The sequence below is a fragment of the Geobacillus uzenensis genome (assembly GCF_002217665.1).
Lineage (GTDB): Bacteria > Bacillota > Bacilli > Bacillales > Anoxybacillaceae > Geobacillus > Geobacillus subterraneus.
The window spans coordinates 48,633-74,173 of sequence record NZ_NEWL01000007.1 but is presented as its reverse complement, the minus strand read 5'-3'; the positions used below and the strand labels follow the sequence as shown (position 1 = coordinate 74,173).

The 25,541-nt window shown below is 52.1% G+C and carries 27 protein-coding genes and 3 pseudogenes; 15 read left to right on the top strand and 15 right to left on the bottom strand.

The genetic code is table 11. From position 1 onward, the window contains the following. The first annotated feature begins 16 nt into the window (after positions 1-16). Positions 17-727 (top strand): B3/4 domain-containing protein, encoded by a 711-nt coding sequence (locus tag B9L21_RS12200; protein WP_063166592.1) that lies wholly within the window; start codon positions 17-19, stop codon positions 725-727. Between the two features lie 282 nt (positions 728-1,009). Then, entirely contained in the window at positions 1,010-2,065 is a 1,056-nt protein-coding gene (locus B9L21_RS12195; RefSeq protein ID WP_063166591.1) for an RNA-guided endonuclease TnpB family protein, read from the top strand. A 312-nt stretch (positions 2,066-2,377) separates the two neighbouring features. Here the strand turns inward: B9L21_RS12195 and B9L21_RS12190 are convergent, their stop codons facing one another. After that, complete coding sequence (locus tag B9L21_RS12190) at positions 2,378-2,869, bottom strand: YajQ family cyclic di-GMP-binding protein (RefSeq protein ID WP_014195072.1); 492 nt, start codon at positions 2,867-2,869, stop codon at positions 2,378-2,380. A 201-nt stretch (positions 2,870-3,070) separates the two neighbouring features. Beyond that, a complete protein-coding gene (locus B9L21_RS12185) occupies positions 3,071-3,202 on the bottom strand; it encodes a DUF3941 domain-containing protein (RefSeq protein WP_008879040.1) in 132 nt (43 codons plus the stop codon). A gap of 234 nt (positions 3,203-3,436) precedes the next feature. Between B9L21_RS12185 and B9L21_RS12180 the strand changes: the two genes are divergently transcribed. Further along, positions 3,437-4,531, top strand: a complete 1,095-nt coding sequence (locus B9L21_RS12180) for a Fic family protein (protein ID WP_011230246.1) — start codon at positions 3,437-3,439, stop codon at positions 4,529-4,531. Positions 4,532-4,587: 56 nt separating this feature from the next. On the opposite strand, the gene B9L21_RS12175 is transcribed toward B9L21_RS12180, so the two are convergent. The 4 genes from B9L21_RS12175 to B9L21_RS12165 all read right to left on the bottom strand — a co-directional run bounded on the left by B9L21_RS12175 (position 4,588) and on the right by B9L21_RS12165 (position 7,138). Further along, complete coding sequence (locus tag B9L21_RS12175; RefSeq protein ID WP_020279201.1) at positions 4,588-5,451, bottom strand: DegV family protein; 864 nt, start codon at positions 5,449-5,451, stop codon at positions 4,588-4,590. A gap of 179 nt (positions 5,452-5,630) precedes the next feature. Further along, positions 5,631-5,831: a DUF3813 domain-containing protein gene (locus tag B9L21_RS12170; RefSeq protein ID WP_014195081.1), complete on the bottom strand. Its 201-nt coding sequence runs from the start codon at positions 5,829-5,831 to the stop codon at positions 5,631-5,633. 2 nt (positions 5,832-5,833) lie between these two features. After that, positions 5,834-5,986, bottom strand: a complete 153-nt coding sequence (locus tag B9L21_RS17720; RefSeq protein ID WP_011230248.1) for a hypothetical protein — start codon at positions 5,984-5,986, stop codon at positions 5,834-5,836. Between the two features lie 345 nt (positions 5,987-6,331). Beyond that, entirely contained in the window at positions 6,332-7,138 is an 807-nt protein-coding gene (locus B9L21_RS12165; protein WP_011230249.1) for a Cof-type HAD-IIB family hydrolase, read from the bottom strand. A gap of 116 nt (positions 7,139-7,254) precedes the next feature. Between B9L21_RS12165 and B9L21_RS12160 the strand changes: the two genes are divergently transcribed. From B9L21_RS12160 to B9L21_RS12145, 4 genes are all read left to right on the top strand, one after another. After that, the gene (locus B9L21_RS12160) at positions 7,255-8,022 is read left to right on the top strand and encodes an alpha/beta fold hydrolase (protein WP_011230250.1); all 768 of its coding nucleotides are present in this window, start codon (positions 7,255-7,257) and stop codon (positions 8,020-8,022) included. Between the two features lie 202 nt (positions 8,023-8,224). Further along, entirely contained in the window at positions 8,225-8,596 is a 372-nt protein-coding gene (locus B9L21_RS12155; RefSeq protein ID WP_033005425.1) for an ArsR/SmtB family transcription factor, read from the top strand. Continuing rightward, positions 8,586-10,712 (top strand): heavy metal translocating P-type ATPase, encoded by a 2,127-nt coding sequence (locus tag B9L21_RS12150; RefSeq protein WP_063166590.1) that lies wholly within the window; start codon positions 8,586-8,588, stop codon positions 10,710-10,712. The genes B9L21_RS12155 and B9L21_RS12150 overlap by 11 nt, the downstream gene beginning before the upstream one ends. A 266-nt stretch (positions 10,713-10,978) precedes the next feature. Beyond that, a complete protein-coding gene (locus B9L21_RS12145) occupies positions 10,979-11,164 on the top strand; it encodes a hypothetical protein (protein WP_225995665.1) in 186 nt (61 codons plus the stop codon). 80 nt (positions 11,165-11,244) lie between these two features. Here B9L21_RS12145 and B9L21_RS12140 read toward each other — a convergent pair whose 3' ends face one another. The 6 genes from B9L21_RS12140 to B9L21_RS12115 all read right to left on the bottom strand — a co-directional run bounded on the left by B9L21_RS12140 (position 11,245) and on the right by B9L21_RS12115 (position 15,133). Further along, positions 11,245-11,994 (bottom strand): Fic family protein, encoded by a 750-nt coding sequence (locus tag B9L21_RS12140; protein ID WP_063166589.1) that lies wholly within the window; start codon positions 11,992-11,994, stop codon positions 11,245-11,247. A 190-nt stretch (positions 11,995-12,184) separates the two neighbouring features. Next, the gene (locus tag B9L21_RS12135) at positions 12,185-12,487 is read right to left on the bottom strand and encodes a metal-sulfur cluster assembly factor (RefSeq protein WP_063166588.1); all 303 of its coding nucleotides are present in this window, start codon (positions 12,485-12,487) and stop codon (positions 12,185-12,187) included. Between the two features lie 22 nt (positions 12,488-12,509). Then, positions 12,510-13,760, bottom strand: coding sequence for a hypothetical protein (locus tag B9L21_RS12130; protein WP_063166587.1), 1,251 nt, complete (start codon positions 13,758-13,760; stop codon positions 12,510-12,512). Then, positions 13,757-13,966, bottom strand: coding sequence for a DUF2249 domain-containing protein (locus B9L21_RS12125; RefSeq protein ID WP_013146125.1), 210 nt, complete (start codon positions 13,964-13,966; stop codon positions 13,757-13,759). Before B9L21_RS12125 ends, B9L21_RS12130 begins: the two co-directional genes overlap by 4 nt. A gap of 3 nt (positions 13,967-13,969) precedes the next feature. After that, positions 13,970-14,203, bottom strand: coding sequence for a DUF2249 domain-containing protein (locus B9L21_RS12120; protein ID WP_014195085.1), 234 nt, complete (start codon positions 14,201-14,203; stop codon positions 13,970-13,972). A gap of 237 nt (positions 14,204-14,440) precedes the next feature. Next, the gene (locus B9L21_RS12115; protein WP_063166586.1) at positions 14,441-15,133 is read right to left on the bottom strand and encodes a Crp/Fnr family transcriptional regulator; all 693 of its coding nucleotides are present in this window, start codon (positions 15,131-15,133) and stop codon (positions 14,441-14,443) included. Between the two features lie 258 nt (positions 15,134-15,391). Here B9L21_RS12115 and B9L21_RS12110 point away from each other — a divergent pair, with 258 nt between their 5' ends. The 3 genes from B9L21_RS12110 to B9L21_RS12100 all read left to right on the top strand — a co-directional run bounded on the left by B9L21_RS12110 (position 15,392) and on the right by B9L21_RS12100 (position 19,010). After that, positions 15,392-17,755: a nitric-oxide reductase large subunit gene (locus B9L21_RS12110; protein ID WP_063166585.1), complete on the top strand. Its 2,364-nt coding sequence runs from the start codon at positions 15,392-15,394 to the stop codon at positions 17,753-17,755. Positions 17,756-18,103: 348 nt separating this feature from the next. Then, the gene (locus B9L21_RS12105; protein ID WP_063166584.1) at positions 18,104-18,337 is read left to right on the top strand and encodes a DUF2249 domain-containing protein; all 234 of its coding nucleotides are present in this window, start codon (positions 18,104-18,106) and stop codon (positions 18,335-18,337) included. 94 nt (positions 18,338-18,431) lie between these two features. Then, entirely contained in the window at positions 18,432-19,010 is a 579-nt protein-coding gene (locus tag B9L21_RS12100; protein ID WP_063166583.1) for a molybdenum cofactor guanylyltransferase, read from the top strand. 211 nt (positions 19,011-19,221) lie between these two features. On the opposite strand, the pseudogene B9L21_RS12095 reads toward B9L21_RS12100, so the two are convergent. Then, a pseudogene (locus B9L21_RS12095) lies at positions 19,222-19,395 on the bottom strand (transcriptional regulator); the annotation flags it as partial. 152 nt (positions 19,396-19,547) lie between these two features. Between B9L21_RS12095 and B9L21_RS12090 the strand changes: the two are divergent. After that, positions 19,548-20,171, top strand: a complete 624-nt coding sequence (locus B9L21_RS12090; protein WP_301336376.1) for an RNA-guided endonuclease InsQ/TnpB family protein — start codon at positions 19,548-19,550, stop codon at positions 20,169-20,171. A gap of 193 nt (positions 20,172-20,364) precedes the next feature. On the opposite strand, the pseudogene B9L21_RS12085 reads toward B9L21_RS12090, so the two are convergent. Further along, a pseudogene (locus B9L21_RS12085) lies at positions 20,365-20,586 on the bottom strand (transcriptional regulator); the annotation flags it as partial. A 178-nt stretch (positions 20,587-20,764) separates the two neighbouring features. Between B9L21_RS12085 and B9L21_RS12080 the strand changes: the two are divergent. After that, positions 20,765-21,883, top strand: coding sequence for a TIGR04053 family radical SAM/SPASM domain-containing protein (locus B9L21_RS12080; protein WP_063166580.1), 1,119 nt, complete (start codon positions 20,765-20,767; stop codon positions 21,881-21,883). A gap of 145 nt (positions 21,884-22,028) precedes the next feature. Here the strand turns inward: B9L21_RS12080 and B9L21_RS12075 are convergent, their stop codons facing one another. Then, positions 22,029-22,217 (bottom strand): anti-sigma factor, encoded by a 189-nt coding sequence (locus B9L21_RS12075; protein ID WP_063166579.1) that lies wholly within the window; start codon positions 22,215-22,217, stop codon positions 22,029-22,031. A 50-nt stretch (positions 22,218-22,267) separates the two neighbouring features. On the opposite strand from B9L21_RS12075, the gene B9L21_RS12070 reads away from it, so the two are divergent. From B9L21_RS12070 to B9L21_RS12060, 3 genes and pseudogenes are all read left to right on the top strand, one after another. Then, positions 22,268-23,428, top strand: coding sequence for an NEW3 domain-containing protein (locus tag B9L21_RS12070; protein WP_225995663.1), 1,161 nt, complete (start codon positions 22,268-22,270; stop codon positions 23,426-23,428). Between the two features lie 2 nt (positions 23,429-23,430). Beyond that, entirely contained in the window at positions 23,431-24,387 is a 957-nt protein-coding gene (locus B9L21_RS12065) for an ABC transporter ATP-binding protein (RefSeq protein ID WP_063166578.1), read from the top strand. After that, positions 24,374-25,453: pseudogene (locus B9L21_RS12060) on the top strand (ABC transporter permease). The gene B9L21_RS12065 and the pseudogene B9L21_RS12060 overlap by 14 nt, the downstream one beginning before the upstream one ends. Positions 25,454-25,541 lie beyond the last annotated feature (88 nt).

The following is a 25,541-nucleotide window of genomic DNA, read 5'->3' as shown; positions in this document are numbered from 1 at the left end:
AATGGAGGAGTGGATGATGACACGTTTTGTTGTTGAAGACGATGTTTGGGCCATATTTCCCCACGCCAAAATCGGTGTGGTCGTTGCCCAAGGGATTGACAACGGCATCAAGAATGCCAGCGTTTACGAACAAATGCTGCGAGAGGCGGAGAAAGAGGCGCGGAAATTCCTGGAGTTTGAAGAATTGAGCCGCAACCCCGTCATCGTTGTTTGGCGAGAGGCGTTTCGGCGATTCAAAACGAAAAAAGGGGCGCGTTGTTCGGTTGAAGCGCTGCTGAAACGAGTGAAAAACGGTCAGCACATCCGAACGATCAACCCGCTTGTGGATATTTATAATTCTGTTTCATTGCGTTACGGGCTTCCATGCGGAGGGGAGGATATCGACACGTTTGTCGGCGACATCCGGCTGGCGCTGGCGGATGGTCATGAACCGTTCATCCCGTTGGGAGGCGAGGAAAACGACCCGCCGTATGAAGGAGAAATCGTGTATAAAGATGACGTGGGCGCCATATGCCGCTGCTGGAATTGGCGGGAAGCCCAACGAACGATGCTCACCGAACAGACGAAGCACGCCTTCCTTTGCATCGAATCGATTGATGAAACAAGGAATGAGGTTCTTTACCAAGCGCTGGAAGAATTGGCTTCCTCCATACGCCGTCATCTCGGGGGCACAGTGAAGACGCACATCGTGGATATTCACCATCCAGAAATATTGATAACGGATTAAGGACCATTTTATCCGTTTTGCTTTAATTGCTGCGGCGCTTGGCCGCTCCGGTGGGGAAGGAGAAGCGATGCGACTCGCCGAGCCGATTGTCGACATGGCACTCGCCTTCATTGTGTTTGGTGTGCTCGTTGGGCGGTGGTTAGCATGTAGAGGCCGCCTGCTTACAGACCTGCGAGCGAGAAAGCCCACTCCTTTAGGGGTGGGATGAAAGCGAGCCGTTTTCTTATATTGAATGATGATGAAAAAAACGGTATCATGTAATCGTCGCAAGGAGGTGAATCCATGCCGACGATCACACTAAGGCTGGAACTGCACAACCCAACGAAAGTCAAACAGGACATGTATGAACGGATGACAGAAGTGAATACCGCGTTTGCGAATTGGCTGTTGGATCATCCCGAGCTGAATCAAGCGACGAGCAAAATTTTTAAAGCGTTTTCGTCGCAGCGGTTTCCTTCCGCTGTCGTGAATCAGACGATTCGAGAAGTGAAGTCCCAAAAGAAAAACCAGAAAACAAAGAAGTTTCGAACATTATGGTGTTGCTTTAACAATCAAAACGTGAAGGTGGAAAAGAAAGGAGCGTTCTACACGGTTTCCTTCCCCACACTGGAGAAGCGAATTGGCGTGCCGGTCGTCACGCGCCCCTATCAAGAAGCATGGCTGAATCGGCTGCTCGATGGAACCGCTAAACAAGGGGCCGCCAAGCTCTACAAAAAGAGAAAGAAATGGTACTTGGCGATCGCGATCACCTTTGACGTGAAGCCGCGGCACGAAACAAAGGTGATGGGCGTTGACGTTGGGCTTCGCTATATCGCTGTGGCCAGCGTGGGAACGAAATCGTGGTTTTTCAAAGGGAACCAATGCGCCTTTGTACGCCGACGATATGCGGCTTTGCGAAGGAGATTAGGAAAAGCCAAGAAGCTCCATATGATTCGCAAAATCGGCCGTAAAGAGTCCCGCTGGATGAAGGATCAAAATCACAAAATCAGCCGTCAAATCGTGAATTTTGCGCTCGCCAACGGTGTTGGCGTGATTCGGATGGAAGCGTTGACGGGGATTCGCAAGCGGGCAAAATCGGCCAAAGAAGCGGGGCGAAGCCTCCATGCTTGGGCGTTCCACCAACTGCAAACGATGATTGCCTACAAGGCGGAAATGGCGGGCATTCGTGTTGAGTGGGTGAATCCAACCTACACGAGCCAAACGTGTAAATGTGGACATCGGGAAAAGGGAAATCGCAATGGCATCCACTTTCAGTGTAAAAAATGCGGATACACCCTCCACGCCGACTTGAATGGCGCGATCAACATCGCCAAAGCGATTTCGGGCTTGAGCGCCTAGCGCACTGGTCACAGGTGCGCCGCCCATGGGGGTACATCCTAACCCGATGGGATGGGGTGATGACACACCCCTGAACTTGGGCGTTGTCCGAACCAGAAATGGATGAGGACGCAAACGACCCAAGAATCCCACGCCTTTAGGTGTGCGGAGTGTCAATTCAGTCCCTGATATCATGCGCTCGCTTTTCCCAAAAAATGAGCTGTTTTTTTCTTGCTATAAGAATTATAGGGAGCTTGCCAGCTGGCTTCTCCTTCAAATTTTCTATCGTTCTGCTTGTAAAACAAAAAGCGGATGGAGGCTTGCCTCATCCGCTTATCGATAATTCACAAACTGCACGTCAATCGGCAAATCGGCTTCGCGAATGGCGGCGATCACCTTTTGCAAGTCGTCTTTGCTTTTGCCGCTGACGCGAATTTGGTCATCTTGCACTTGGCTTTTCACTTTCAAGCCGGTGTTTTTGATGATCGTGGTGATTTTTTTCGCGTTTTCTTTGTCGATCCCTTGGACAAGCTTGGCGCGCTGGCGCACCGTGCCGCCTGATGCCGGCTCGATTTTGCCGTATTGGATGTTTTTCGTCGCCACCCCGCGCTTAATGAGCTTGCCGATGAGCACATCTTTCAGCTGCTCAAGCTTAAACTCGTCGTCGGAGATGAGAACGAGCTCGTCTTTCTCGAGCGAAATGTCGCTTTTGCTTCCTTTGAAGTCGTAGCGTGTTTTGATTTCTTTCATGGCGATGTTAATCGCGTTCGCCACTTCCGACAAATCGACTTTGGATACGATATCGAACGAACTTTCTTTTGACATACGTGACCTCCCGGGCGTGTGATGTACTTTCATTATAGAAAAAGGTGGGAGGAAAGACAACAATGATCAAAGGGGCAAGAAGGTTAGTTTCGTCCTTTATCCGGAAGAGGCCGGCATGTAGCACCATGCTGAAAGCGGGACTTGATGCAGGGGAACAATGTGAAAAAGGCGGTGTTTCGGCCGCCTTTTTTGTCATTTTGCTCACAAATGATCCGTCTTCTTCGAATACGCGAACTTCCCGGCTTCGCGGTTTTTCTCGCGCATCATGTTTTTCTCATGGCGCTTCGCTTGGTTGTCGCGCGCTTTTTTGTCGTTGTCGCTCGTGTTTGGCATCGGTAGCCCTCCCTTGTTTTGATCGTCCATCATTAGTATGCGGTAAATGGAAATGAACTATATGGAAATAGGGGAAGGTAGTTTGTGGAAAGATAAATTGAGAATTTTTCTTAACAAATGGTTCGCTTCAGAGTATAATTAAGTACAAAAATAGAGATAAATGTTTGTAATAGGGTAGATATAGGTGTTTAACGATCATTTTTTATCTAAAATGTTCGTAAAGGGGAATGAAAAATGAAACGAAAACCGTTTGTCCCCTTCAAGCTTCCTCTTAGCGAAGATGTCGTGAATCAAATGCGTTTTCTTCGCGAATTGATCGAAGCGAATAAGGCGATGGTGGAGTATCAAACGATGCTGCGGCATTCAAAGCTACATCCGCGATTTCTGCTCAGGCCGATCATGCTGAAGGAGGCGGTGCAGTCGACGAAAATTGAAGGGACACAAGTGACATTGGATGAAGTGATGGAGACTGAAGCACAAAGCAGAAAAGCGAACAGCGATGTGCGAGAAGCATTAAACTATTATGAAGCATTAGTGGCAGGGATGGATGCGCTGAAAGAGATCCCCATTTCGACTCGGTTGTTTAAGCAGTTGCATCGAATTTTGTTGTCAAACGATGTACGCGGATCCCATCGGTCGCCAGGGGAATTCCGAAGGGTGCAAAATTTCCTCGGTCCGGAAGGATGCACGATTGAAACAGCCGCTTACATTCCTCCGGAGCCGCATCTTGTCAATGAGTATATGTCAAATTTAGAGAAATACATTCATGAACCGAACGATGATTATGATGAATTAGTGAGAGTAGCCATAATTCATGCGCAGTTCGAAACGATTCATCCGTTTCTTGACGGAAACGGTCGGATTGGAAGAATTTTGATTCCACTCTATTTGTATAGTAAGGGTGTCATCGATTACCCGAACTTTTTTGTCAGCGATGTGCTTGAACGGGATAAGCACAAGTATTACCGCTATTTGAATGATACCCGCTACAAAGGCGACTGGACGCAATGGATTCAGTTTTTCTTGCAATGCGTCCATTTACAAGCGAAACAAAATGTTCGATTGATTCAAAAAGTAAACGATTTGTATGAAGAAGATTTGGAAAAGGCAAGTGCGCTTGTGAACAGCCATAATATTCGAACCGTTGTCAATGTCATGTTCCAGCACCCGATTTTTACCGCGAACATGATGGCGGAGTTGACCGGTTTGCCGGAAGCAACGGTTCGGCGCTATTTGAATCGGTTTGAGGAACAGCAACTCATTTTCTCGGATGGCCGGATGCGGTCCAAAACGTACTACTACTACAACCTTCTTGATCAACTTCGGTGATGAGGACAGGCGCCTGTGTTGTGCAGGCGCCCGTGTTTCGTCCGGCGGGAAAGGCGTCAGATCTCAATATATTTGTTCAGAAAAAAGAGGGCAATCGTCCCCGGTCCGGCGTGTGCGCCGATGGCGCTGCCGATGTCGGAGAGGAAAAAGCGCGTGCAGCCGTGCGTTTCTTCGATCATTTGTTTCAGCTCCAAGGCGGTTTCTTCGTCATCGGCATGGCTGATGCCGATCGTTTGCTTTTGCAGATCGTCGCCGCGCTCGCCCATCAACTCGACCATGCGCTTTAACACTTTTTTTCGCCCGCGCCATTTTTCGAGCGGAATAAGCGCCCCGTCTTCGACATGGAGAAGCGGTTTAATGTTCAGCAGCCCGCCGAACGCCGCGGCGGCTTTACTGATGCGGCCGCCGCGCGCCAAGTAATCCAAGTTGTCAACGGTGAAAATGTGTTCCATATGGCGGCAATACGCCTCGATCGTTTCACAAAGCAAGTTGTACGGTGTGTTTTGTTTCGCCAGCTCGACTGCCTTCATGACGGCGAGCCCTTGGCCAAGAGAGGCACATTTCGAGTCGATGATCGTCAGGCGAAATTCCGGATATTCATCAAGCAGCTCGCTGCGGACGGCCATCGCCGTTTGGTATGTACCGGATAATTTCGATGAAAAGGCAATGTAAAGGCATGGCCGGTTTTCTTTGGCATACGGCAAAAACAGCTCCTTCATCGCCAGTGGGCTTGGCTGTGCCGTTTTCACCGTATGCCCTTGGCGCATGGCGTCATATACTTGCTTCGGCTCGATCGTGATGCCGTCTTCGTAATCTTGGCCGTTCCAATGAACGACAAGCGGCAAAAAGGCGATTTGATGCTCGCGGATGTACGATTGCGGCAAATCGGCTCCGCTGTCGGTGATGATTTGAATGGGCATGGTTCGTCCCCCTTTTTGTGAACAAAAATGAATATAGTATAGCCGCATCGAATGAACGGACGATTTTGGCCGGTGAACAGCGATTCATTATCTTCTCTTAGTGTAGCGGTTTTTCGGACGGAATACAATGGAAAATCTCGAGCGGGCGAAAGAAACAGCTGCGGGAAGCCCGCAGCCGTTTAGTGGGTGAGCTCGTCAAGCTCAGCTTGAAATTGACGCAACTGCGCTTTTTCCGCCGTGTTGGAATGCGCATAGGCAGATGACAAGGCGTTTTTGGCGATGGCAATGGCGCGGTCGACGTTCATGTCGATTTCGCCGTTAGCCGCTTGTTTGGCCTGCGCGACCGCTTTGCGCGCCTCTTGGAACAGGCGGTTGCCCATCGCTACGCTCCTCCAAGCGACGTTTCCATCGCTTTTTCCGCTTTGCGCGCTTCCGCCTCGGCGTACGTTAAATGATAAGGGATTCGCTTGTCATGCCGTTCAACCGCATCGACGCTTTGTTGGACGAAACGCTTCGATTTGTTTCGTTTGCCCATGACGGATTCCCCCTTTAAAATATGAAGACGCGCGTTGCGTCACGTATAGTGTAACCACACGGGGGGAACAGTAGTAAGGAAATTCGTTACAACACAAGTCGCTCTACAAAGCGGCAAGGCGGTTGGAGCAAGGCGAAAAGAGAAGCATCAGCCAGCGTTTAGATTGTAGGAAGCAGATAAGGCTGGTGATGGAACGCGGAAAACGCTCCAGCAAAGCGTTCGCCAACGGAGCAGCATCGAAACAGTTCTTTTTTATGTTCATGAACATTTTGGAGAAACGCGCTTTTTCATCCACCTTAATGGACGGCGTCAAAAAAGGCGGCTCGGAAGCCGCCGCGATGGAAACTACAAACGAAGCAAATCCTGCAAATATGCACCGACGCCGTCTTCTTCATTGGTTTTTGCCACATCGTCGGCAATGGTTTTCAACGGTTCGATGGCGTTGCCCATCGCAACACCGAGACCGGCCCAGTCGATCATCTCGAGGTCGTTGTCTTCATCGCCAAAAGCAATGACGCGCTCCCTTGGGATGCCGAAATAGTCGGCGACTTGTTTTAAGCCTGCAGCCTTATGGACGCCATGGCGGATGATTTCAATGACATGCCACGGTTCGCTCCAGCGCCGTTGGTGGATGACGTTGGCGTACACATTCGCTAAGTGTGATTGAATCCGCTCGATATGATCATCGTCCGTGTACACGAGCACGCTCGTCGGATCTTTGCCGAGCGAGCGGCGCAAATCACCGATTTCCACGGTCGGGTTGCCAAGGCGGACGATGTCAAGCAACACCTCGTCATGTTGGTGGAAATAGACATCGTCTAACACTTCGGCCATCATATTCTTGATTCCATAGGATTCGCTGATTTCAACAATGTCTTTGACGATCGCAAGCGGCAGCGGGTAATGGTGCATGCCCCACGACGGCTGGCGCGGATGGTGGACAAACGCGCCGTTGAAATTGACGATCGGCGTTGCAAGGCCAAGTTCTTCGTAGTACATGGAGCTTGCCCGGTACGGGCGGCCGGTGGCGATGACAACAAAATGGCCGGTGTCGATGGCGCGGCGGATGACGTCTTTGGTAAATGGAGAAATCGTTTTATCCCCTTTGAGCAACGTTCCATCCAAATCCAACGCGATTAAATACGGCTTCATGTCCGACTCCTTTGCCCTCGTTATTCTTTACACTACATAGTGTAACTCTTTTCCAAAATCGCTGTCCATATGGTAAACTATACAGCGATGGAAAAAGAAAAGGGGTTTGTGCAACCATGGTGATCATTGAACAGGAACAGTTGGCCGGCGTGCCGGTTCTTCACGTTGTCAAGCCGGAAAAGCGGGACGAACGGCTGCCGCTGATTTTCTTTATCCACGGCTTTACGAGCGCCAAAGAACATAATTTGCATTTCGGCTACTTGCTCGCCGAGGCGGGCTACCGCGCTGTGCTTCCCGACGCGCTGTTTCACGGTGAACGGGACGAAGGCTTGAGCGAACGGAAATTGCAGCTGTCGTTTTGGGACATTGTTGTGCGCACGATCACCGAAATCGAGGAGATGAAAAACGACCTTGTAAGCCGCGGGCTGGCTGACCGAGAACGGATTGGGCTCGCTGGGACATCGATGGGCGGAATCGTCACGTTCGGCGCGCTCGCCGTCTATCCGTGGGTGAGGGCGGCGGTGGCGCTCATGGGCTGCCCGAACTACAGCGCCTTTTTTGATGAGATGATTGAAGAAGGAAAGCGGCGCCAAATCGACATTCCGCTGCCGCCGACGCTGCTTGCGCTCGAAAAAGAAAAGCTCGCCCGCTACGATTTATCCAAGCAGCCGGAAAAACTCGACGGCCGGCCGCTGTTCATCTGGCACGGGAAAGCCGACCAAGTCGTCCCGTATGCTTATACATATGAGTTTTACAAGCAAATTAAACCACTTTATGAAGGAAACGAAGACCGGCTGCAATTCATCGCCGACCCGCACGCCGGCCATAAAGTGACGCGTGAAGCGTTTTTGGAGACGGTGCGCTGGTTTCGCGAGCATGTGTAAGCAAAATCGGCAATGAGGAAACGAACATGTTTGTGGTCAGCTAAAGCGTGCTTCACAAGAGGGAATCCGCCTTTTAAAAACAAAAAAGGCGGATTTTTCGTTTGAACACATTTTTTATTCAAATGAATATTTGAATATAAGGGGGAGATATGCTATTCTATATTCAAACGAATATTTGAATATTGACAAGGAGCGAGAAGGAATGCACCGTCATGATGTGTGCGACGTTTACTGTTATGACGACGAGAAGGTCGAGCGGGTTCAGCGGCGGCTTCGCGATGAACCAATTGCCGAGATTGTCCCTTTTTTTAAGGCGCTTGCCGATGAAAACCGGGCGAAGATCGTGTATGCGCTTTGCGGTGAAGAGGAGCTGTGCGTCTGTGACCTCGCAAACGTGATTGGGGCGACAGTGGCGACGGCATCACATCATTTGCGCATTTTGTATAAGCAAGGAATTGTGAAATATCGAAAAGAGGGGAAACTGGCCTTTTACTCGCTGGATGACGACCATATTCGCGAGCTGCTGCTTGTCGCGCTCGCCCATCGGAAAGAGGGGGACGGCCGTGGGGAATGAACAAACATTAGATCGGCTCGAGGCCAAAACATACCGCGTGCAAGGACTGACGTGCACAAACTGCGCAGCTAAGTTTGAGCAAAACGTGAAATCCTTGCCCGGCGTGAAAGAGGCGAAAGTGAATTTCGGCGCCGCCAAGCTCACCGTTTGGGGCGAGGCGACGATTGATGAGCTTGAACAAGCGGGAGCGTTTGAACGCCTGAAAATTCGTGAAGAACGCGAGCGCACGGTTCAGCGAGAGCCGTTTTGGAAGCGAAAAGAAAATCGAAATGTCTTCGCCTCTGTGGCACTGCTTCTGTTTGGCGTTGCGGCGGATGCGGCAGACAAGGGGATGCTGGCGATTGCGATGTATTTGGCGGCGATCGTGATCGGCGGCTACTCCCTGTTCTGGACGGGGCTCCGGAATCTGGCCCGCTGGCAGTTTGATATGAAAACATTAATGACGATCGCTATTCTCGGTGCGGCGGCGATCGGCGAATGGCAAGAGGGAGCAGTCGTTGTCATTTTATTTGCCATCAGCGAAGCGCTCGAGAGCTACTCGATGGATCGAGCACGGCGGTCGATCGCCTCGTTGATGGAGATGGCGCCCGCTGCAGCGACGATTCGGCGCGGTGCGGAGGAGGTGACCGTTCCGGTCGAAGACGTTCGCGTCGGGGATGTCATGATCGTCAAGCCGGGTGGAAAAATCGCTTTGGACGGCATTGTCATAAGCGGCGCCTCCACAGTGAATGAAGCGGCGATCACCGGCGAAAGTCTGCCGGTGGAAAAAGCAGTGGGGGATGCAGTGTTTGCCGGGACGCTGAATGGAGAAGGATTCCTCGAAGTTGAAGTGACAAAGCGGGCGGATGAAACGACATTGGCGAAAATGATTGATCTTGTAGAAGAGGCGCAAGCGGAGCGGGCGCCGTCGCAAGCGTTCGTCGACCGGTTTGCTCGCTATTATACGCCGTTTATTATCGTGACCGCGCTTCTGATCGCCATCGTTCCGCCGCTCGTGATGGGCGGGGAGTGGCTTGATTGGATTTACCGCGGTCTTGCCGTTCTTGTCATCGGCTGCCCGTGCGCGCTCGTCATCTCCACCCCGGTGGCGATTGTGACGGCCATCGGAAACGCGGCTCGGCGCGGCGTGCTCATCAAAGGCGGCGTGCATCTCGAACAAATCGGCCGGCTGCGTGCCGTTGCTTTTGACAAAACCGGGACGTTGACGAAAGGGAAACCAGCCGTGACCGATGTCGTCGTGTATGAAGGAACACGTGAGCAGCTGTTGGCCATCGCCGCCGCCATCGAAAAACGGTCGCAGCACCCTTTGGCTTCGGCTATCGTCCGCCGGGCGGAAGAAGAGGGAGCACCGTTTCTTGATGTGGCCGTCGAGGAGTTTCAATCGCTCACCGGCCAAGGAGTGAAGGCGGTGATTGCGGGGAACACGTACTATATCGGCAGCCCCGCTTTGTTTACCAGTTGGATCGGGAAGTTGCCCGATGAAGCGGAAAAGCAAATCTCTGCCTTTCGGGACGAAGGAAAAACCGTGATGGCCGTCGGCACGGCCGATCGGCTGTTGGGGCTTGTCGCCGCGGCCGATCAACTGCGGCTGTCCGCCCCGGAAACGGTTGCCGCGCTGCGGCGCCTTGGGGTGGCGGAAGTGGTGATGGTGACGGGCGACCACGAGCAAACCGCACAGGCCATCGGCCGTCAAGCGGGCGTATCCGATATTCGCGCCGAGCTCCTTCCGGAACAGAAGCTGGCGGCGATCCGCGAGCTGAAAGAACGTTGCGGCATGACCGCCATGGTCGGCGACGGGGTGAATGACGCCCCTGCCTTGGCCGCGGCCGATATTGGTGTGGCGATGGGCGGGGCGGGGACGGATGCCGCCTTGGAAACAGCCGATGTTGTGCTCATGGCCGACGATTTGCGCCAGCTGCCGTACACCGTCCACCTTGGGCGCCGAACGCTTGCCGTCATCCGGCAAAACATCGCCGTCGCCTTAGGGCTTAAAGTGCTGGCACTCGTGGCCGCCGTCCCGGGCTGGCTCACCCTTTGGCTCGCGGTGTTCGCCGATATGGGCGCGACGCTGCTCGTGACATTCAACAGCATGCGCCTGCTGCGGGTGAAGGAATGAACGGGGGCTCCGGGCAACGGGGAACGGACCGTTTTCCGCCCCTCTGGGGGATTTGTCCTCCTTCGTGGAAAATAGTGGTGCTTTCTGACAACGAGAGACGGTATAATGCAGAGGAAAACAGCAAAGCGGATTCGGTTGGATGTTTGGGATGGCGGTTGTTAGATGTTTTGTTCTGTTTAGGAAAATCATAGGGAAGAGGGGGCGTCATGAAGGGATCTCGAGAAGAAGAGAGGCATGAAACGCAACGGATAGAAGAGGTTCAACGGGTGGACGACCGGGTGTTTTCGCCGACCGAAGAGTTGGATCGGATCGCTGCGGGAGGGGCGATGAAGCGGGAAGCCCTCGATTGGCGAGGATTTCCCCGGTGGATTCGATATGTCGGATACATCGCCTTCGCTTTTTTTGTCATCGTTCCTTTGATGGCGTGGTTGTGGAACGTGTTGCTTGAATAGCCGATCAAATGCCAACCTTAGAATTGGAGCAAGAAAGACACGGAATCATGTCCACTTCCGTGTCTTTTTCTTGTACTGTTTCATTCGTCTTCCATCCCTAACGCGTACAAATAGTGGCGCAAGCTTTCTTCGACACATGCGGCGATCAGTTGAATGAACGGAGTAACCTCACCCTCGACGCTCGCTTTTTCCAGCGTTTCGTAATACTTCCGGCGCTGTTCTGGGTTTGCTTTCACAATAGCGGGCGGATAGCCATGCTGCATTAAAATGAAATTCATCATTAAGCGGGCAGTTCGTCCATTTCCGTCAGCAAATGGATGAATGGATACGAGCTGAAAATGGAAACGAGCCGCCAGTTCGATTGGATGAAGAGCATATTGATTCGTTTCATACCAAGAAAACAATTGATTCATTTCATCTTGTATATGCAAAAAGTGAGGGGGGGTGTACGAGCTGCCGGAAATGCGCACATTGTATGTTCGATATTTCCCGGCATTTTCATTGTCAATGCTCTTTAAGACTAAATAATGGACCTGTTTCAACACGTGCTCAGTCAAATGTTCTTTGTTTGCGACTAACTCTTCAATAAAGTCAATCGCCTCCGCATGGTTAATAGCTTCCAAATGTTCCTTAAGCCGTTTCCCGCCAATGGTAATCCCTTCTTCTATGACTAGCTTTGTTTCCAGCAAGGTTAACGTATTGCCTTCGATGGCGTTCGAATGGTACGTCCATTCGATCCGAAATGATTCCCGCAAGTTTTTCACCAACCCTGGAGGCAAAGGGCGCAACGCATCCAACCGTTGTTTCAGCTCGTCGATTTTAGCAAACATCGCTCTCACCTCTTGGTATATGATTCGCGGCCTCGATTCGTTTTTCCTTTAAATAGCCAAGCGATGGTTCTTGTTTTTTCTATATGATACAAAAATAAAGGGTGGGGAGTGTTCAGCAGTTGCAGGACAATGAAACAACCGTCCGCCCAACGCGGGCGGACGGCGAAAAGGGGATGAACAGCGGCCCGTTTCAGGAAAAATGCCCAAGCTGCCGGAGCGCGTCTTCGCTCATCCGCTCCGGCGTCCATGGCGGATTCCATGTCACTTGGACGCGCACGTCGCGGACGCCGTCGATTTGTTCAAGCACCCGTTTGACGCCGCCGGCGATCGAGTCGTGAAGCGGGCAGCCCGGGGTCGTGAGCGTCATCAGGACATTGATATGCCCATCCTCGATTTTTAAGTCATAAATCAATCCTAAATCGACAACGTTAATGCCAAGCTCCGGATCTATGACTGTTTTCAGCTGTTGCAGGGCAAGTTCGCGGACATCCATCGTTTTTTTCCTCCTCATTCGCTTATTTTCGGAAAACTGCTAACATCGTGCCGGCAAAGGCGATGCTTAATCCAGCCAGCAGTGTTTGAGCGACGGCCAACAGCGGCACGCTCGCGGTCGCAAGGGAGACCGCCGCCAGCGTCAGGGCGGCGAGCCATAGGCGGCATTGAACGGCGACGGCCCGCTCGTTCATCATTTGCTTTAACGTCGGCACGTGTTGTTGGCCGACTTTTTCGCTGTAGCGGTGCGTCCACCATAAAAACGGCACGATTTTAAACAAATAGCCGATGATGCTAAACAGAATCCAGCCAACAATGAATAGATAAACAATGATGCCAAGCCACCGTCCACTGCCGACAACGATGGCGGCAAAGGCGGCAACGTGCAGCGCAAGGCCGATGGCCACCGCCGCCAAGGAAAATTGGAACGGGCGGTCAAGCGTTTTTTTCATCCGCTTTTGCAAAATGGCGCGGATATGCCAGGCGAAAACGGCGAATCCGCCCATGAGCAAGGCTGCACCGGCTGCAAGCCATGCGTGGCTTCGCAAGAATAAGCTGGCGAACGCCACAGCAATCCCGCTGATGTACAGCGCATAGACGTAACGCGCCGGCCGCAGCGAAAAGCCGTGGGCGAGCGAGAACATCGGCACCATTTTGTACGAAAAGCCTATGATGAGCAGTGTGAACCAGCCGCACAGCCCAAACAGCACATGCAAGCCGAACACCACTTCATGGTTGTTAGCGCCTTTGGCGGCGAAAAAGTGAAACGCCAAGAGCCCCCCGGCAGCTGCCGTCAGCAATAAAAACAACAGCGATGTGGCGACAAACAGCGTCATGACGGTTTTCGTTTCTTGTTTTCTTAACGTCATCGCCATTTGCCAGACGAATAGGATGATGCCAAAAAGCAGAAGCAAGCCGGGGAGAAACGCCCGGTTTGGCGCCGCCGCTAGACTTACGGCAAATGCGACAATGCCGACGGCGGTCACGGCAAACTGCCAAAAACCGAGCCGCTCGCTCCAAATCGGTGTCAAAAAGGCGACCGGAACGAGCTGGTACATCGCCCCCATGGCCGTCATCAATGCAAAGCCAAGCAACGCCAGGTGGGCCGCCGCCCACACGAACGGCAGCCGGAACGCGCCGCTGCTAAGTGAGGGAATCGCTCCAAGCAACATAAGCTGCGACGCGGCGAACGCCAACACGGCGAACATGATAAACGAGAACGGAAGACGGACGTCTGTTTCCGTCCCCGTGCGAGTAGGAAACACGTTGCTCATCCTTTCGTAATGCGGATTTCAAAACTGCCGTCTTCACGTGCGACCGTCTCGTGCCGGTAGCCAAGCTCGTCAAGCTGTTCGTACAAAAACATCGGTCGGCGATCGTTAATGATCGTCAGCGTCTCCCCAGGGTTCAGCTTAGCGAGGGCAGCGAGCGTCCGCATCATCGGCTGCGGCGGCTCGAGTCCGCGGTTATCGAGGATCATCGGTCATCCCCCCTGTTTGACAAACGTTACTCTCCAATGTTTTTTCTCGATTTGTTCGGCCTCGTACGTAAATCCTTTCGCTTTCATAATCGGAAACAACGGCAGCGGCTTGAACGGGGCGTGTAAAATGAACGTATCGCCCGGCTGCAGCGGCTTGATGGCGTTCATAATTTTTTCAAACGGTTCCCGCTTTTGCCGCAAATCTTCGCGTACATCGAGTTCAATCGTCACACCCATGCGCTTTCCCTCCTTTTTGACTATCATGATAATCATTTTCACTGTGGAATGTTGTGATATAGCTCACATCTTTCGGCCGAAACATGACATATTCCACTTTGGAAAAAAGGTTTCGTTTTCGTTTGAAAGGGCGGAATAGCATGTTCCAGAAAGATGGGCTTGCCGAAATGTTTGAAAGGAAACCCCATCAGCTCCATTGCGCATCCCGACCGGTGCCGGACGATGGGGAAAAAGGAGTTAGAAAAAGATTTCTTGTTCGAGCCCTTCGCGGTCAATCAAATAAAAGCCGTGTTCGTCGACGTCAATCAGCCCTTTCCGTTTCAGCTGGCTCAACGTCCGGCTGACCGTTTCGCGGGCGGTGCCGATCATATTGGCCAGCTCACGGTTTGTCACATGGGCGGTGAGACGGTGCCATTTCCCTTGTTTGACGGCATTCGTCCGCGTCAGCCGCAGCAAAAGCAGCACGATTTGTTCGTACGTATTATGGAGCACTTGCGCTTCGAGCCGATTTTGCAAGTCAACGATTTTTTCGCCCATGACGCGAAACAGTTTCATGCACAGCTCAGGGCTGGCCATCAGCACTTGTTCGAAATCATGGATCGGAATGGCGATCAATGTCGCTTCCTCGACCACTTCGGCGTGGGCCGGATAGGTGCCTTTTAAGAAAAAGCCGGCATGCGGAAACATTTCTCCCGTCTGCAAAATCGAAACGATTTGTTCTTTCCCGCTGAAGTCCGTTTTATAAATTTTTACCGTGCCGGAATGAATGAAATAGACTCGCTCGAGCGGGTCGCCTTGCATAAAGACAAACGTCCGCGGCTTGTAAACGCGCACGTGGGAAATGGCAACCAGCGAATCAAGCTCGTAATCGGACAGTTCACGAAACAACGGAACAGCTTTTAAGCGGTCTTTCATCCAATGGTTCGCCATGGCGTTCTCTCCTTTAACAAGGTGACAAACATGTGACAGCTGAGGAAATGTGACAAATATGTGACAGCTGTTTGTTGGAACAGACGGCGACGGTTTTCGAAAATCCGCGCCGTTTGGCCCTTTCTGCCTTCATTGTATAAATTCTCACACGTTGAAGCTGTGATATAAATCATAGTTGACATTTGTCTCGGCTCACAAACCGCCAAACGATCAGCGCGCTACAATGGGGTCGAACAAACGAGAAGGAGGTTGCCTCACATGGAAGTGAACCGAACGGTCCGTCCCAACATCCGGCCTGGGCGGCAAACGACCAACAGTTTTCTTAAATCGATTCTCATTTTCACTATTTTAATTAGCTTTACCGTCCTGCTCGTCGGCGGGTATTGGATTTTCAAAGAAATGGCGCCAAGGCCGAAAGAAGTGCGCAGTGAAAGCGGCCAAGTGTTGATGACGAAAGAAACGATCGTCGGCGGGCAAGCTGTCTTCCAAAAATACGGATTGATGGATTATGGCACGGTGCTTGGCCATGGATCGTATATGGGGCCGGACTATACGGCGGAAGCGCTGAAAGTGTACACGGAAGGCATGCAAGATTACAAAGCGAAAGAGCGGTATAACAAACCGTTTGCCGATTTAACGGACGATGAGAAGTCGATCATCCGTGAACAAGTGATGAAAGAGATGCGGAAAAACCGTTACAACCCGGTAACCGATGTGCTTGTCCTAACAGATGCGCAAGTCTACGGGTTGGAAAAAGTGCGTGACTATTACCGCGACGTTTTCACCAATGGTGACGGCTGGGGATTGAAAAAAGGATTGATCAACGAAAGCGACATGCCAAAAGCGGATCGCGCTTGGGTTGCGAATGGGGATCAAATCCAGCAAATTGCCGACTTTTTCTTCTGGACCGCCTGGTTGTCGAGCACGCTAAGAATTGGCGACGAGATTACGTATACGAACAACTGGCCGTACTATGAGGACGCCGGCAATACGATGTCGTTTTCTGCGGTATGGTGGAGCGGCGTCAGCGTCACGGTTTTGATTTTGTTTGTCGGGATCATTTTGTATGTGTTCTATCGTTACCAATTAAGCATGCAAGAAGCGTATGCCGCAGGGAAGTTTCCGGTCATCGATTTGCGGCGGCAGCCGCTGACTCCGTCGCAGGTGAAAGCGGGCAAATATTTCGTCGTCGTATCGGCGCTCTTTTTCGTCCAAACGATGTTCGGGGCATTGCTTGCCCACTACTATACGGAACCAGACAGCTTTTTTGGCATCAAATGGATCTACGACATATTACCGTTTAACATTGCCAAAGGGTATCATTTGCAGCTGGCGATTTTCTGGATTGCGACCGCATGGCTCGGCATGGGGATTTTTATCGCTCCGCTTGTCGGCGGGCAAGAACCGAAAAAGCAAGGGTTGCTTGTTGATTTGCTCTTCTGGGCGCTTGTTGTCCTTGTCGCCGGCAGCATGATCGGCCAATGGCTTGGCGTCAACGGCTATTTAGGAAACGAATGGTTCCTGTTTGGCCATCAAGGTTGGGAATACATTGAGCTCGGCCGTATTTGGCAAATCATTTTGGTGGTCGGCATGCTCCTTTGGCTGTTCATCGTCTTCCGCGGCGTCAAGCGCGGGCTGAAGCGGGAAAGCGACAAAGGCGGGCTCATCCACTTGCTGTTTTACTCAGCCATTGCCGTTCCGTTCTTTTACATCTTCGCGTTCTTTATCCAGCCGGACACGAACTTTACGATGGCTGACTTCTGGCGCTGGTGGATCATCCACTTGTGGGTAGAAGGCATTTTCGAAGTGTTCGCCGTTGTCGTCATCGGGTTCTTGCTCGTACAAATGAGATTGGTGACGAAAAAGTCGACGGTCAGAGCGCTATACTTCCAATTCACGCTTTTATTGGGCAGCGGTGTCATCGGCATCGGCCACCACTATTATTACAACGGTTCGCCGGAAGTATGGATCGCTCTTGGCGCGGTGTTCTCGGCGCTTGAAGTCATTCCGCTTACGCTCCTTATTTTAGAAGCGTACGAACAATATAAAATGATGCGCGACGGCGGAGTCAACTTCCCGTATAAAGCTACATTCTGGTTCTTGATTTCCACAGCGATCTGGAACTTGGTCGGTGCAGGGGTGCTCGGCTTTCTGATCAACTTGCCGGCGGTCAACTACTTTGAACACGGTCAATTCTTAACGCCGGCTCACGGCCACGGAGCGATGATGGGCGTGTATGGCATGTTTGCGATCGCCGTGCTCCTTTACTCGCTGCGCAACATTGTCAAACCAGAGGCGTGGAATGACAAATGGTTGAAGTTCTCATGCTGGATGTTAAACATTGGATTGGCCGGCATGATCGCCATCACGCTGCTTCCGGTCGGGATTTTGCAAATTAAGGAAGCGTTTGTCAATGGTTATTGGGCATCGCGTTCGCCTTCGTTCTTACAACAAGATATCGTCCAGACCTTGCTGCTTGTCCGCTTTGTTCCGGATACGATCTTTTTGATCGGCGTCGTCGCGTTGCTTGTCTTTGCCATCAAAGTGCTGTTCCATTTGCGCAAGCCAACGCACGGCGAAGGGGAAGAGCTGCCGGTGGCGAATTTGGCGGAAGAAGAATAACAAATAGGCACAGCGGAATGCCGCTGTGCCTTTCATTTGTGAACGTTTTCAACTACTTGCGACATTGATCGGGCTTGGCGTGTTCTTTCTCCTTTTGCTTTTCATGGCAGGGAAAACAGTACAACGTCTCCTTTCCTTCGCTGATGACGCCGTTTAAAAACCCATGCAAACAATGGATTGGCTTGCCGCATTGCGCACAAAAGCCAACAAGCTCTTCCAACCGCCATTTCTCCTTTCACGGGAATTGAAAATGTTCACCAGCCGACTGTGATGCTCGTCACTACCGTCCTAGGTGAAAGCGGCTATGATAAGTATATAATTCATTATACTACAAAGGAGGCCAACGTTATGAGCCAATTTGCTGCAAAAATCCATGCTCCGGATTATCCGCCGCGCGATCGCCATCCCGCGATTTTCCGGCTGTTTGACAGCCTAAAGCCGGGGGAAGTGATGGAGCTTGTCAACGACCATGACCCGCGTCCGTTGCAATACCAATTTATGATGGAGCGTCCGGATCAGTTTACGTGGGAGTACTTAGAGGAAGGGCCGGACGTCTGGCGGGTGGCCATCGGCAAAAAATAACTCATCTAGGATTTCCGTCGGCAGGCGGAAATCTTTTTTTTCGCCGGTTCGTATGGTACGGTAGGAACAGACGAGGTCCGGAAGGGGGATCGTGATGAAACAAACGATTGCCGGAGTGGTGCTGGCCGGCGGCCAGTCGCGCCGGTTCGGGCGGCCAAAGGCGTTCGCGTTGCATCAAGGCGCGCCGTTTTTCGCCTGGTCTGTCGCCGCGCTGGCTCCGATCGCCGATGAGTTGTATCTCATCAGCCATCCGGCGCTTGTCGGCGAGTTTCGTCGGCGAACGGACATCCCGGTGCTGCTCGATGCGGAGCGTTACCGCGGTTCTGGGCCGCTTGCCGGCATTTACACTGCCATGGAACAGAGCCGATCCGATTGGGTGTTCATCCTGCCGTGCGACATGCCGTATATGAACAAGGACGTAACGGAACGGCTCGCCGCCTATGCCGATCCGTCCTTTGACGCCGTCGTCCCGCTCCATGACGGCCGCCCGGAGCCATTGGTCGCCCTGTACCACCGGAGGCTTCGCCCGATGATCGCCAAGCTGCTCGATGCCGGCGAACGACGGATGGTTTCGCTTCTTGACGGCGCCCGCGTCCGCTATGTTGACGCCCAACCGCTTGCCGCGGATGAAACCGTATGGCGCAATGTCAATACGGAGGAAGAGTATCGGTAAGATGAGAGGATCCATCTTTTGCTGATCGGAAGAGCGGTCCTTGACCACCCGGCTCTTCACAACCAAATGTGCTTGATACAGAAAGACGCTCATGATGTGCAAGGTAAAAATGATTTCACCTGTCCAATAACGTTCCGTTGTCAATGAAAGGTCAATGATGAAACGGCAACAGTGCGAAAAAAAAGAACCGAACGACCTCGGATCTTTTGCGTTATTGGACTGGAGGTTGATTTTGGTCCATTGCTTTCGCCAATTCTGCCACTTCGGCGACAGTTAGCCCCGTTCGTTTCGCGACTTCGTGAATCGGCAGGACGTCAAGAAAGTTTTTCGCGATTTCGATGGCTTTTTGTTTTTCGGCTTCTTTGACCGCCTTCTCTTTTTCCTGTTCTAGAAGGCCGGTGAAAAACGGCTGCCACGAGCAAATCAGCGGCATCTCGCCAAAAAAGAAGGCTGATTTCGCCAGGTTTTTCTAACTGAGAAACAGATGGAATAGCACTATTTTGTACTAAATCACCGCCCCTCTAGGATCTCGGTGAAATTCATACGATCGGCGCCTTTTGCGAAAGCGGTCAAGCGCTCTTGATTACAGGGAGAAAGGTGCGCTCGCTCCATCGGTTCCGAAACAAGAAACTCGCCGAAATTCAACGGCGGCAAGCGAAATGCCAAAAAGGCTCCCGCCGCTGGAAGAAATACGAACGAGCCAAACGATACCTCTTATCCAAATCGGAACGTCAACTGCGGGATGCGCTTCATAAAACGACCAAGCCATTCGTCGATTGGTGCCTTGCGCAATCCGTGTCGGATGTGTACATCGGAAATGTCGAAGGAGTCGAGCGATACACGAGAAAGAAAAAGAAAGTCCACCGGAAACAAGCACAAAAACTCTCCAACTGGTCTTTTGGGAAAGTCAAGCAATATCTCGCCGATAAATTAGCCCAACAAGGTATTCGTTTGAAAGAAATTGATGAGTCGTATACAAGTCAGACATGTCCTGTCTGCCAAAAAAGACAAAAAGGTTCCCGGCGAATCTTTGCTTGTTCTTGCGGGTATCAAGAACATCGGGACATTCATGGCGCCCGCAACATTTTGAGCAAGGCGCTCTACCAAGAGATCGTTCCTTGGGATGTGCCAACGACGCTCACGTATCTACGGATTGCGTAAGCAAGAAGTAGTAGACGGGTGGGACCGCCCCATCGGTGACCTACCGATGTTGTTTACCGAATCGGTCGGGAAGACTTCCGATCCTCCTATCGAGCCGAAGAAGACCACCTTCTTCTGCGTTGAAGCTTCTTCGATCGAGTAGTAAGAAACTCCCACCTCTAAGCGAAGTGTAGGTGGGAGAGGTTCATTATTGAAGATACTTCAAATGGTTGTCAATGAATCGTTCGTTGCTTTCGTACTCAAGAAGCAAAATGGAATCGTCTTCGAGAAGAAACACGGTGTCGGCGCGTTTGTCATCTGCCCGTACAGACGGAAATTCGTTCGGCAGCAGCGCTTTGATTCGCGGGAGTCCGTGAAGTCCGTACACATCGAGGGCTTGGTTTTGGTACAATGCACTGAGCGATTTGAACAAAATGCCTTTGGCGTGGTATCTGGCATCGTCTCATCTACATTATATTATACCGCTTGTTCAGACGGCTGTCATCTCCGCTCGTGGCACGATCGCCGTCGGTTGTGGCGCCGCTGTGAATGTGATGGATATCACATAACGCGTCCAGCCATTGCGGTACAATGGAGGCCAAGGAGGGAATGGTATGCGCGATTTCAATGAAAATCCGTTTATTGTGATTTGGGAATTAACCAGGGCGTGTCAATTAAAATGCCTTCATTGCCGTGCCGAGGCGCAATATCACCGCGACCCGCGCGAGTTGACGTTTGAGGAAGGGAAAAAGCTCATTGACGAGATTTACGATATGGATCAGCCGATGCTCGTTTTTACCGGCGGTGATCCGCTCATGCGGCCGGATGTGTACGATTTGGCGAAATATGCGATCGATAAAGGGTTGCGCGTGTCAATGACGCCAAGCGCGACGCCCAACGTGACGAAAGAGGCGATCCGCAAGGCGAAAGAAGTCGGCTTGGCGCGCTGGGCGTTCAGCCTTGACGGACCGAACGCCGAGATTCACGACCATTTCCGCGGCACGAGCGGCTCGTTTGCTTTGACGATCCGTGCGATTCAATACTTGCATGAGCTCGACATTCCCGTGCAAATCAACACCGTCATTTCGCGGTACAACGTTCATGTGCTTGATGAAATGGTGGAATTGGTTGAGAAGCTGAAATGCGTTCTTTGGAGCGTCTTTTTCCTCGTCCCGACCGGAAGAGGAAAAGAATCGGATATGATTTCCCCCGTCGAGCATGAGCGGGTGTTCCGCTGGCTGTATGAAACGAGCAAACGTGTTCCGTTTGACATTAAAACGACGGCCGGCCAGCATTACCGCCGCGTTGTGCTGCAGGCGAAAATGCGCGAAGGAAAAACGGCGAACAACGGCATTCACTACGAAGATGTCTTGAATAAAGGATTAACTGGGCAAGTCGACGGGCTTGGCCGCGCGCCGAGAGGGGTGAATGACGGCAACGGCTTCGTCTTTATTTCCCATATTGGCGACGTCTACCCGAGCGGATTGTTGCCGGTCAAAGCCGGGAACGTCCGGGAAACGCCGCTGGCGGACATTTACCGGCATTCGCCGATTTTCCAAGACTTGCGCAATCCGGACAAATACAAAGGAAAATGCGGCGTCTGCGAATTTCGCCACGTGTGCGGCGGCTCGCGTTCACGCGCTTACGCCGTAACGGGCGACTATTTGGAAAGCGAACCGTACTGCATCTATATTCCGAAGGCGCTGCGAAACAAAGAAGCAAACCGCCGCTAGGCCAACGGGGGCGGCTGTCCCCGGCTTGGCTTGCCGCCCCCGGACGCAGCGGGGGCTTTTTTTTTTTTTTTTTTGCGGCGGCGGATGGATGAATGAGCGAGCGACACGGGCCGCTGGCCTGTGGCAAAAGGGGGGGCTTTGGCGTCTATTCGTGTTTGAGATCGACAATAAACGTTTCCGGCCCGGTCGGTGTCACGCTTCCCCCTTTTGGTTCGAGGCTCGCTTTAACTTGTTTGAACCGTTTGACGTCCTCGCCGGTGATCAAAATGCGCGATGCCCCATGGCGGATCGTCAATAGCTCTCCTTTCATCTTTTTGGCGCAAAACAAATCCATTTGGCTTTCTCCGGCGTATACGGAATGAAAAACAAGGAGAGGAGTGAAACATGGTGCAAAAACGAGCAGCGATGGTTTTTGTCATGGTGTTGACGCTCTTTTCCCTTTTTCTTCCGATCCTCCCGACATCGGCGGCGAGCGGTGTTGTTCTCTTTACGCCGTACACCGGGCTTTCCGTGACGCCGGGGGAGACGATCAGTTATACGGTGAATGTCATTAACAACAGTTCAACGATTGAAAACCTCACGTTTTCCTTTGATCACTTGCCGAAAGGATGGTCGACATCGGTCGTCGCCGGAGGGAGAAACATTGAGCAGCTGTCTGTGAGAGATGGAAAAGAGGAAGAGATCAATGTGGAGGTGACGGTGCCTCTTGATGTTGACAAAGGGGACTACCGTTTTTCACTTGTCGCGAAAGGGGGGAGCGGTGTCTCTAAATTGCCGTTGCTTGTCCGCGTGACGGAACAAGGTTCGTTTAAGACCGAACTGACGTCAGATCAAACGAACCTTGAAGGGCATGCCGATTCGAGCTTCACGTATGATGTCACGCTGAAAAACCGAACGGCCAAAACGCAAAATTACGCGCTAAGTTCGGCGGCGAAAAAAGGCTGGCAAGTTTCCTTCAAGTCAGGCGGCGATTCGATTACATCGGTCAAGCTCGAGCCGAATGAGTCCAAAGACATCACCGTAGAGGTGAAACCGCCGGAACAGGTGAAAGCGGGCATGTACAAAATTTCGATCAAGGCGCAAACGAGCGATACATCGGCCGAGCTGACATTAGAGGCGGTCATCACCGGCACGTATGAGCTGAAACTGACGACGCCATCAGGAAACTTGAGCACGGATGTGACGGCTGGAAATGAAAAGGTAGTCGATCTTGTCGTCAAAAACACCGGAAGCGCCCCGCTTCTAGATGTCAATATGACGGCCGACACTCCGCCTGATTGGGAAGTTGAATTTGACCAAAGCACGATCGCTCAACTGAATCCGGGCGATTCGAAGACAATCAAGGCGAAGATCAAAGCATCGGATGAGGCCATCGCCGGGGATTATGTCGTTAACTTCCGAGCGCAAACCGCGGAAGCGTCGGCGGAGGCTGTGTTTCGGGTTTCCGTCAAAACATCGACGCTTTGGGGCGTCGTAGCGGTGCTGATCATTGTCGCAGTGGCAGGAGGGCTCTACTATTTAGTGAAAAAATACGGGAGGAGGTAAGCATGGAGGCACCTACTGTCATCGAGCTGAACAACCTTTCGAAAAGGTACGGGGACTACCGGGCGGTTGACCGTTTGTCCCTCTCCATTCGCAAAGGGGAGATTTTCGGGCTTCTCGGCCCGAATGGGGCGGGAAAGACGACGACGATTTTGATGATGCTTGGGCTCACCGAGCCGACGTCCGGTTCGGTGAGCGTATGCGGCATCGACCCGGTGCGAAATCCGATTGACGTCAAACGGAAAGTCGGATACTTGCCGGATGATGTCGGGTTTTACCATCACATGACAGGCTTGGAGAACTTGCTGTATACGGCGGCGTTAAACGGCATCCCTCGCACTGAGGCGGAAAAGCGGGCATGGGAGCTGCTCGAGAAGGTGAATTTGACTGATGCAGCCCATAAAAAAGCGGGAAAATACTCGCGGGGGATGAGGCAGCGGCTCGGTTTGGCCGATGTGTTGATCAAGCGCCCGGAAGTGATCATTTTGGATGAGCCGACGCTAGGCATCGATCCAGAGGGGGTGCGTGAGTTGCTGCGGCTGATCCACGATTTGAGCCGCCATGAAGGCATTACGGTATTGCTGTCCTCGCACCAATTGCATCATGTGCAACAAATTTGCGACCGGGTTGGCTTGTTCGTTGATGGGAAATTGCTGGCCGAAGGGAATATGGAATGTCTCGCGCAACAGCTGTTTTTGCAGGATGCCTATGTCATCCATGTGGCCGCTTCACCGCTTGACGCCTCCTTACGGGCCAAAATCGAGGCGATTCCGGGCGTCAACAAGGTGGAGCGAACGGGAAATGGGGTGGACGTCTATTGTCAGACTGACGTGAGCGCTCATATCAGCCGAACGATCGTCGAGTCGAATGCCTCTCTGTTCCATCTCAGCCGCCGTGATTTCGGGCTTGATGAAATTTACCACCGCTACTTTGAGGGGAGGGAGGCACGTGAAGGCAAGTAAGGCCCAACAATGGGCAAAAGACATTTGGCAAGGGGCAAGACGATGGACGGAACGGGTGGAAGGCAAAGCAGCTAGGGAAACAAAGGAAACGGGCGGGACGGTGAGCGCCTTTGGGGCGATGGTGAAGAAGGAACTGGCTGATTACTTGACAAGCTGGCGCATTATTATTTTGGTGGCCATCATTTTATTGACGTGTTTCGGCTCGCTTTACACCGCCATGACAACGATTCGCGAGGCGCTCGATTCCTCGGAAGAGGCGAAAGAAATCGCCAAAGGTTCGTATTTGTTTTTAAAACTGTTCACCGTCTCTGACGGAACATTGCCTTCGTTTATCACCTTCGTTAGTTTTCTCGGACCGCTGCTTGGCATCGCGCTCGGATTTGACGCCATCAATTCGGAGCGGAATCGCGGGACGCTGAGCCGGCTCATGGCGCAGCCGATTCCGCGCGACTATGTGATCAACGGCAAGTTTGTCGCCGCGTTGTTGTTGAATGCGGTGTTGTTTCTTTCCCTCGGCTTGCTTGTGACGGCATTAGGCATTTTGATCTTGGGGATTCCGCCTACTTTCGAAGAGTTTGCCCGCATGGTCTGCTTTTTGTTGCTATGCCTTGTGTATATCGCCTTTTGGCTGAATGTTGGCATTTTGTTTTCCGTCGTCTTCCGCCAAGCGGCGACATCCGCGTGATCGTCGCTCGCCGTGTGGCTGTTTTTCCATTTGTTTTACTCGATGATTGTTGAAATGTTTGCCAAATCGTTTTTGCAATCTAGTTCGATCACATCCGTTGAGCAGGCCGTCGGCCGGCAAGAATTGGTGCTCGGGTTGATGCGTCTGTCTCCGGGCTACCTGTTCAGCGAATCAACGGCAGCGCTGCTTTCACCGGATGTCCGGACGTTGGGCATCGTTACAGTGGAACAAACGGCTGGCGCCATTGCGGGGCCGCTTCCATTTTCGCAAAGCTTGCTGCTCATTTGGCCGCAGGCAACCGCCCTTGTCGCCGCCACCCTTATTTGTTTTGCGGCCGCCTATCTGCTGTTTATGAGGCAGGAGATACGGGCGAGCGGGTGAGCAATCCAAGGTGATGGCGATTCCATAGCCACCTTGATATTTACGTCACGATGGAATGTCCTTGAAGCAATGCAAAAAATCCCCCTAC

Excerpts from the sequence above, each read along its gene's own strand:
- B9L21_RS12200 (WP_063166592.1), top strand. The coding sequence starts at position 17 with ATGACACGTTTTGTTGTTGAAGACGATGTTTGGGCCATATTTCCCCAC.
- B9L21_RS12195 (WP_063166591.1), top strand. The coding sequence starts at position 1,010 with ATGCCGACGATCACACTAAGGCTGGAACTGCACAACCCAACGAAAGTC.
- B9L21_RS12190 (WP_014195072.1), bottom strand. The coding sequence starts at position 2,869 with ATGTCAAAAGAAAGTTCGTTCGATATCGTATCCAAAGTCGATTTGTCG.
- B9L21_RS12185 (WP_008879040.1), bottom strand. The coding sequence starts at position 3,202 with ATGCCAAACACGAGCGACAACGACAAAAAAGCGCGCGACAACCAAGCG.
- B9L21_RS12180 (WP_011230246.1), top strand. The coding sequence starts at position 3,437 with ATGAAACGAAAACCGTTTGTCCCCTTCAAGCTTCCTCTTAGCGAAGAT.
- B9L21_RS12175 (WP_020279201.1), bottom strand. The coding sequence starts at position 5,451 with ATGCCCATTCAAATCATCACCGACAGCGGAGCCGATTTGCCGCAATCG.
- B9L21_RS12170 (WP_014195081.1), bottom strand. The coding sequence starts at position 5,831 with ATGGGCAACCGCCTGTTCCAAGAGGCGCGCAAAGCGGTCGCGCAGGCC.
- B9L21_RS17720 (WP_011230248.1), bottom strand. The coding sequence starts at position 5,986 with ATGGGCAAACGAAACAAATCGAAGCGTTTCGTCCAACAAAGCGTCGAT.
- B9L21_RS12165 (WP_011230249.1), bottom strand. The coding sequence starts at position 7,138 with ATGAAGCCGTATTTAATCGCGTTGGATTTGGATGGAACGTTGCTCAAA.
- B9L21_RS12160 (WP_011230250.1), top strand. The coding sequence starts at position 7,255 with ATGGTGATCATTGAACAGGAACAGTTGGCCGGCGTGCCGGTTCTTCAC.
- B9L21_RS12155 (WP_033005425.1), top strand. The coding sequence starts at position 8,225 with ATGCACCGTCATGATGTGTGCGACGTTTACTGTTATGACGACGAGAAG.
- B9L21_RS12140 (WP_063166589.1), bottom strand. The coding sequence starts at position 11,994 with ATGTTTGCTAAAATCGACGAGCTGAAACAACGGTTGGATGCGTTGCGC.
- B9L21_RS12135 (WP_063166588.1), bottom strand. The coding sequence starts at position 12,487 with ATGGATGTCCGCGAACTTGCCCTGCAACAGCTGAAAACAGTCATAGAT.
- B9L21_RS12130 (WP_063166587.1), bottom strand. The coding sequence starts at position 13,760 with ATGAGCAACGTGTTTCCTACTCGCACGGGGACGGAAACAGACGTCCGT.
- B9L21_RS12125 (WP_013146125.1), bottom strand. The coding sequence starts at position 13,966 with ATGATCCTCGATAACCGCGGACTCGAGCCGCCGCAGCCGATGATGCGG.
- B9L21_RS12120 (WP_014195085.1), bottom strand. The coding sequence starts at position 14,203 with ATGGGTGTGACGATTGAACTCGATGTACGCGAAGATTTGCGGCAAAAG.
- B9L21_RS12115 (WP_063166586.1), bottom strand. The coding sequence starts at position 15,133 with ATGGCGAACCATTGGATGAAAGACCGCTTAAAAGCTGTTCCGTTGTTT.
- B9L21_RS12110 (WP_063166585.1), top strand. The coding sequence starts at position 15,392 with ATGGAAGTGAACCGAACGGTCCGTCCCAACATCCGGCCTGGGCGGCAA.
- B9L21_RS12105 (WP_063166584.1), top strand. The coding sequence starts at position 18,104 with ATGAGCCAATTTGCTGCAAAAATCCATGCTCCGGATTATCCGCCGCGC.
- B9L21_RS12100 (WP_063166583.1), top strand. The coding sequence starts at position 18,432 with ATGAAACAAACGATTGCCGGAGTGGTGCTGGCCGGCGGCCAGTCGCGC.
- B9L21_RS12080 (WP_063166580.1), top strand. The coding sequence starts at position 20,765 with ATGCGCGATTTCAATGAAAATCCGTTTATTGTGATTTGGGAATTAACC.
- B9L21_RS12075 (WP_063166579.1), bottom strand. The coding sequence starts at position 22,217 with ATGGATTTGTTTTGCGCCAAAAAGATGAAAGGAGAGCTATTGACGATC.
- B9L21_RS12070 (WP_225995663.1), top strand. The coding sequence starts at position 22,268 with ATGGTGCAAAAACGAGCAGCGATGGTTTTTGTCATGGTGTTGACGCTC.
- B9L21_RS12065 (WP_063166578.1), top strand. The coding sequence starts at position 23,431 with ATGGAGGCACCTACTGTCATCGAGCTGAACAACCTTTCGAAAAGGTAC.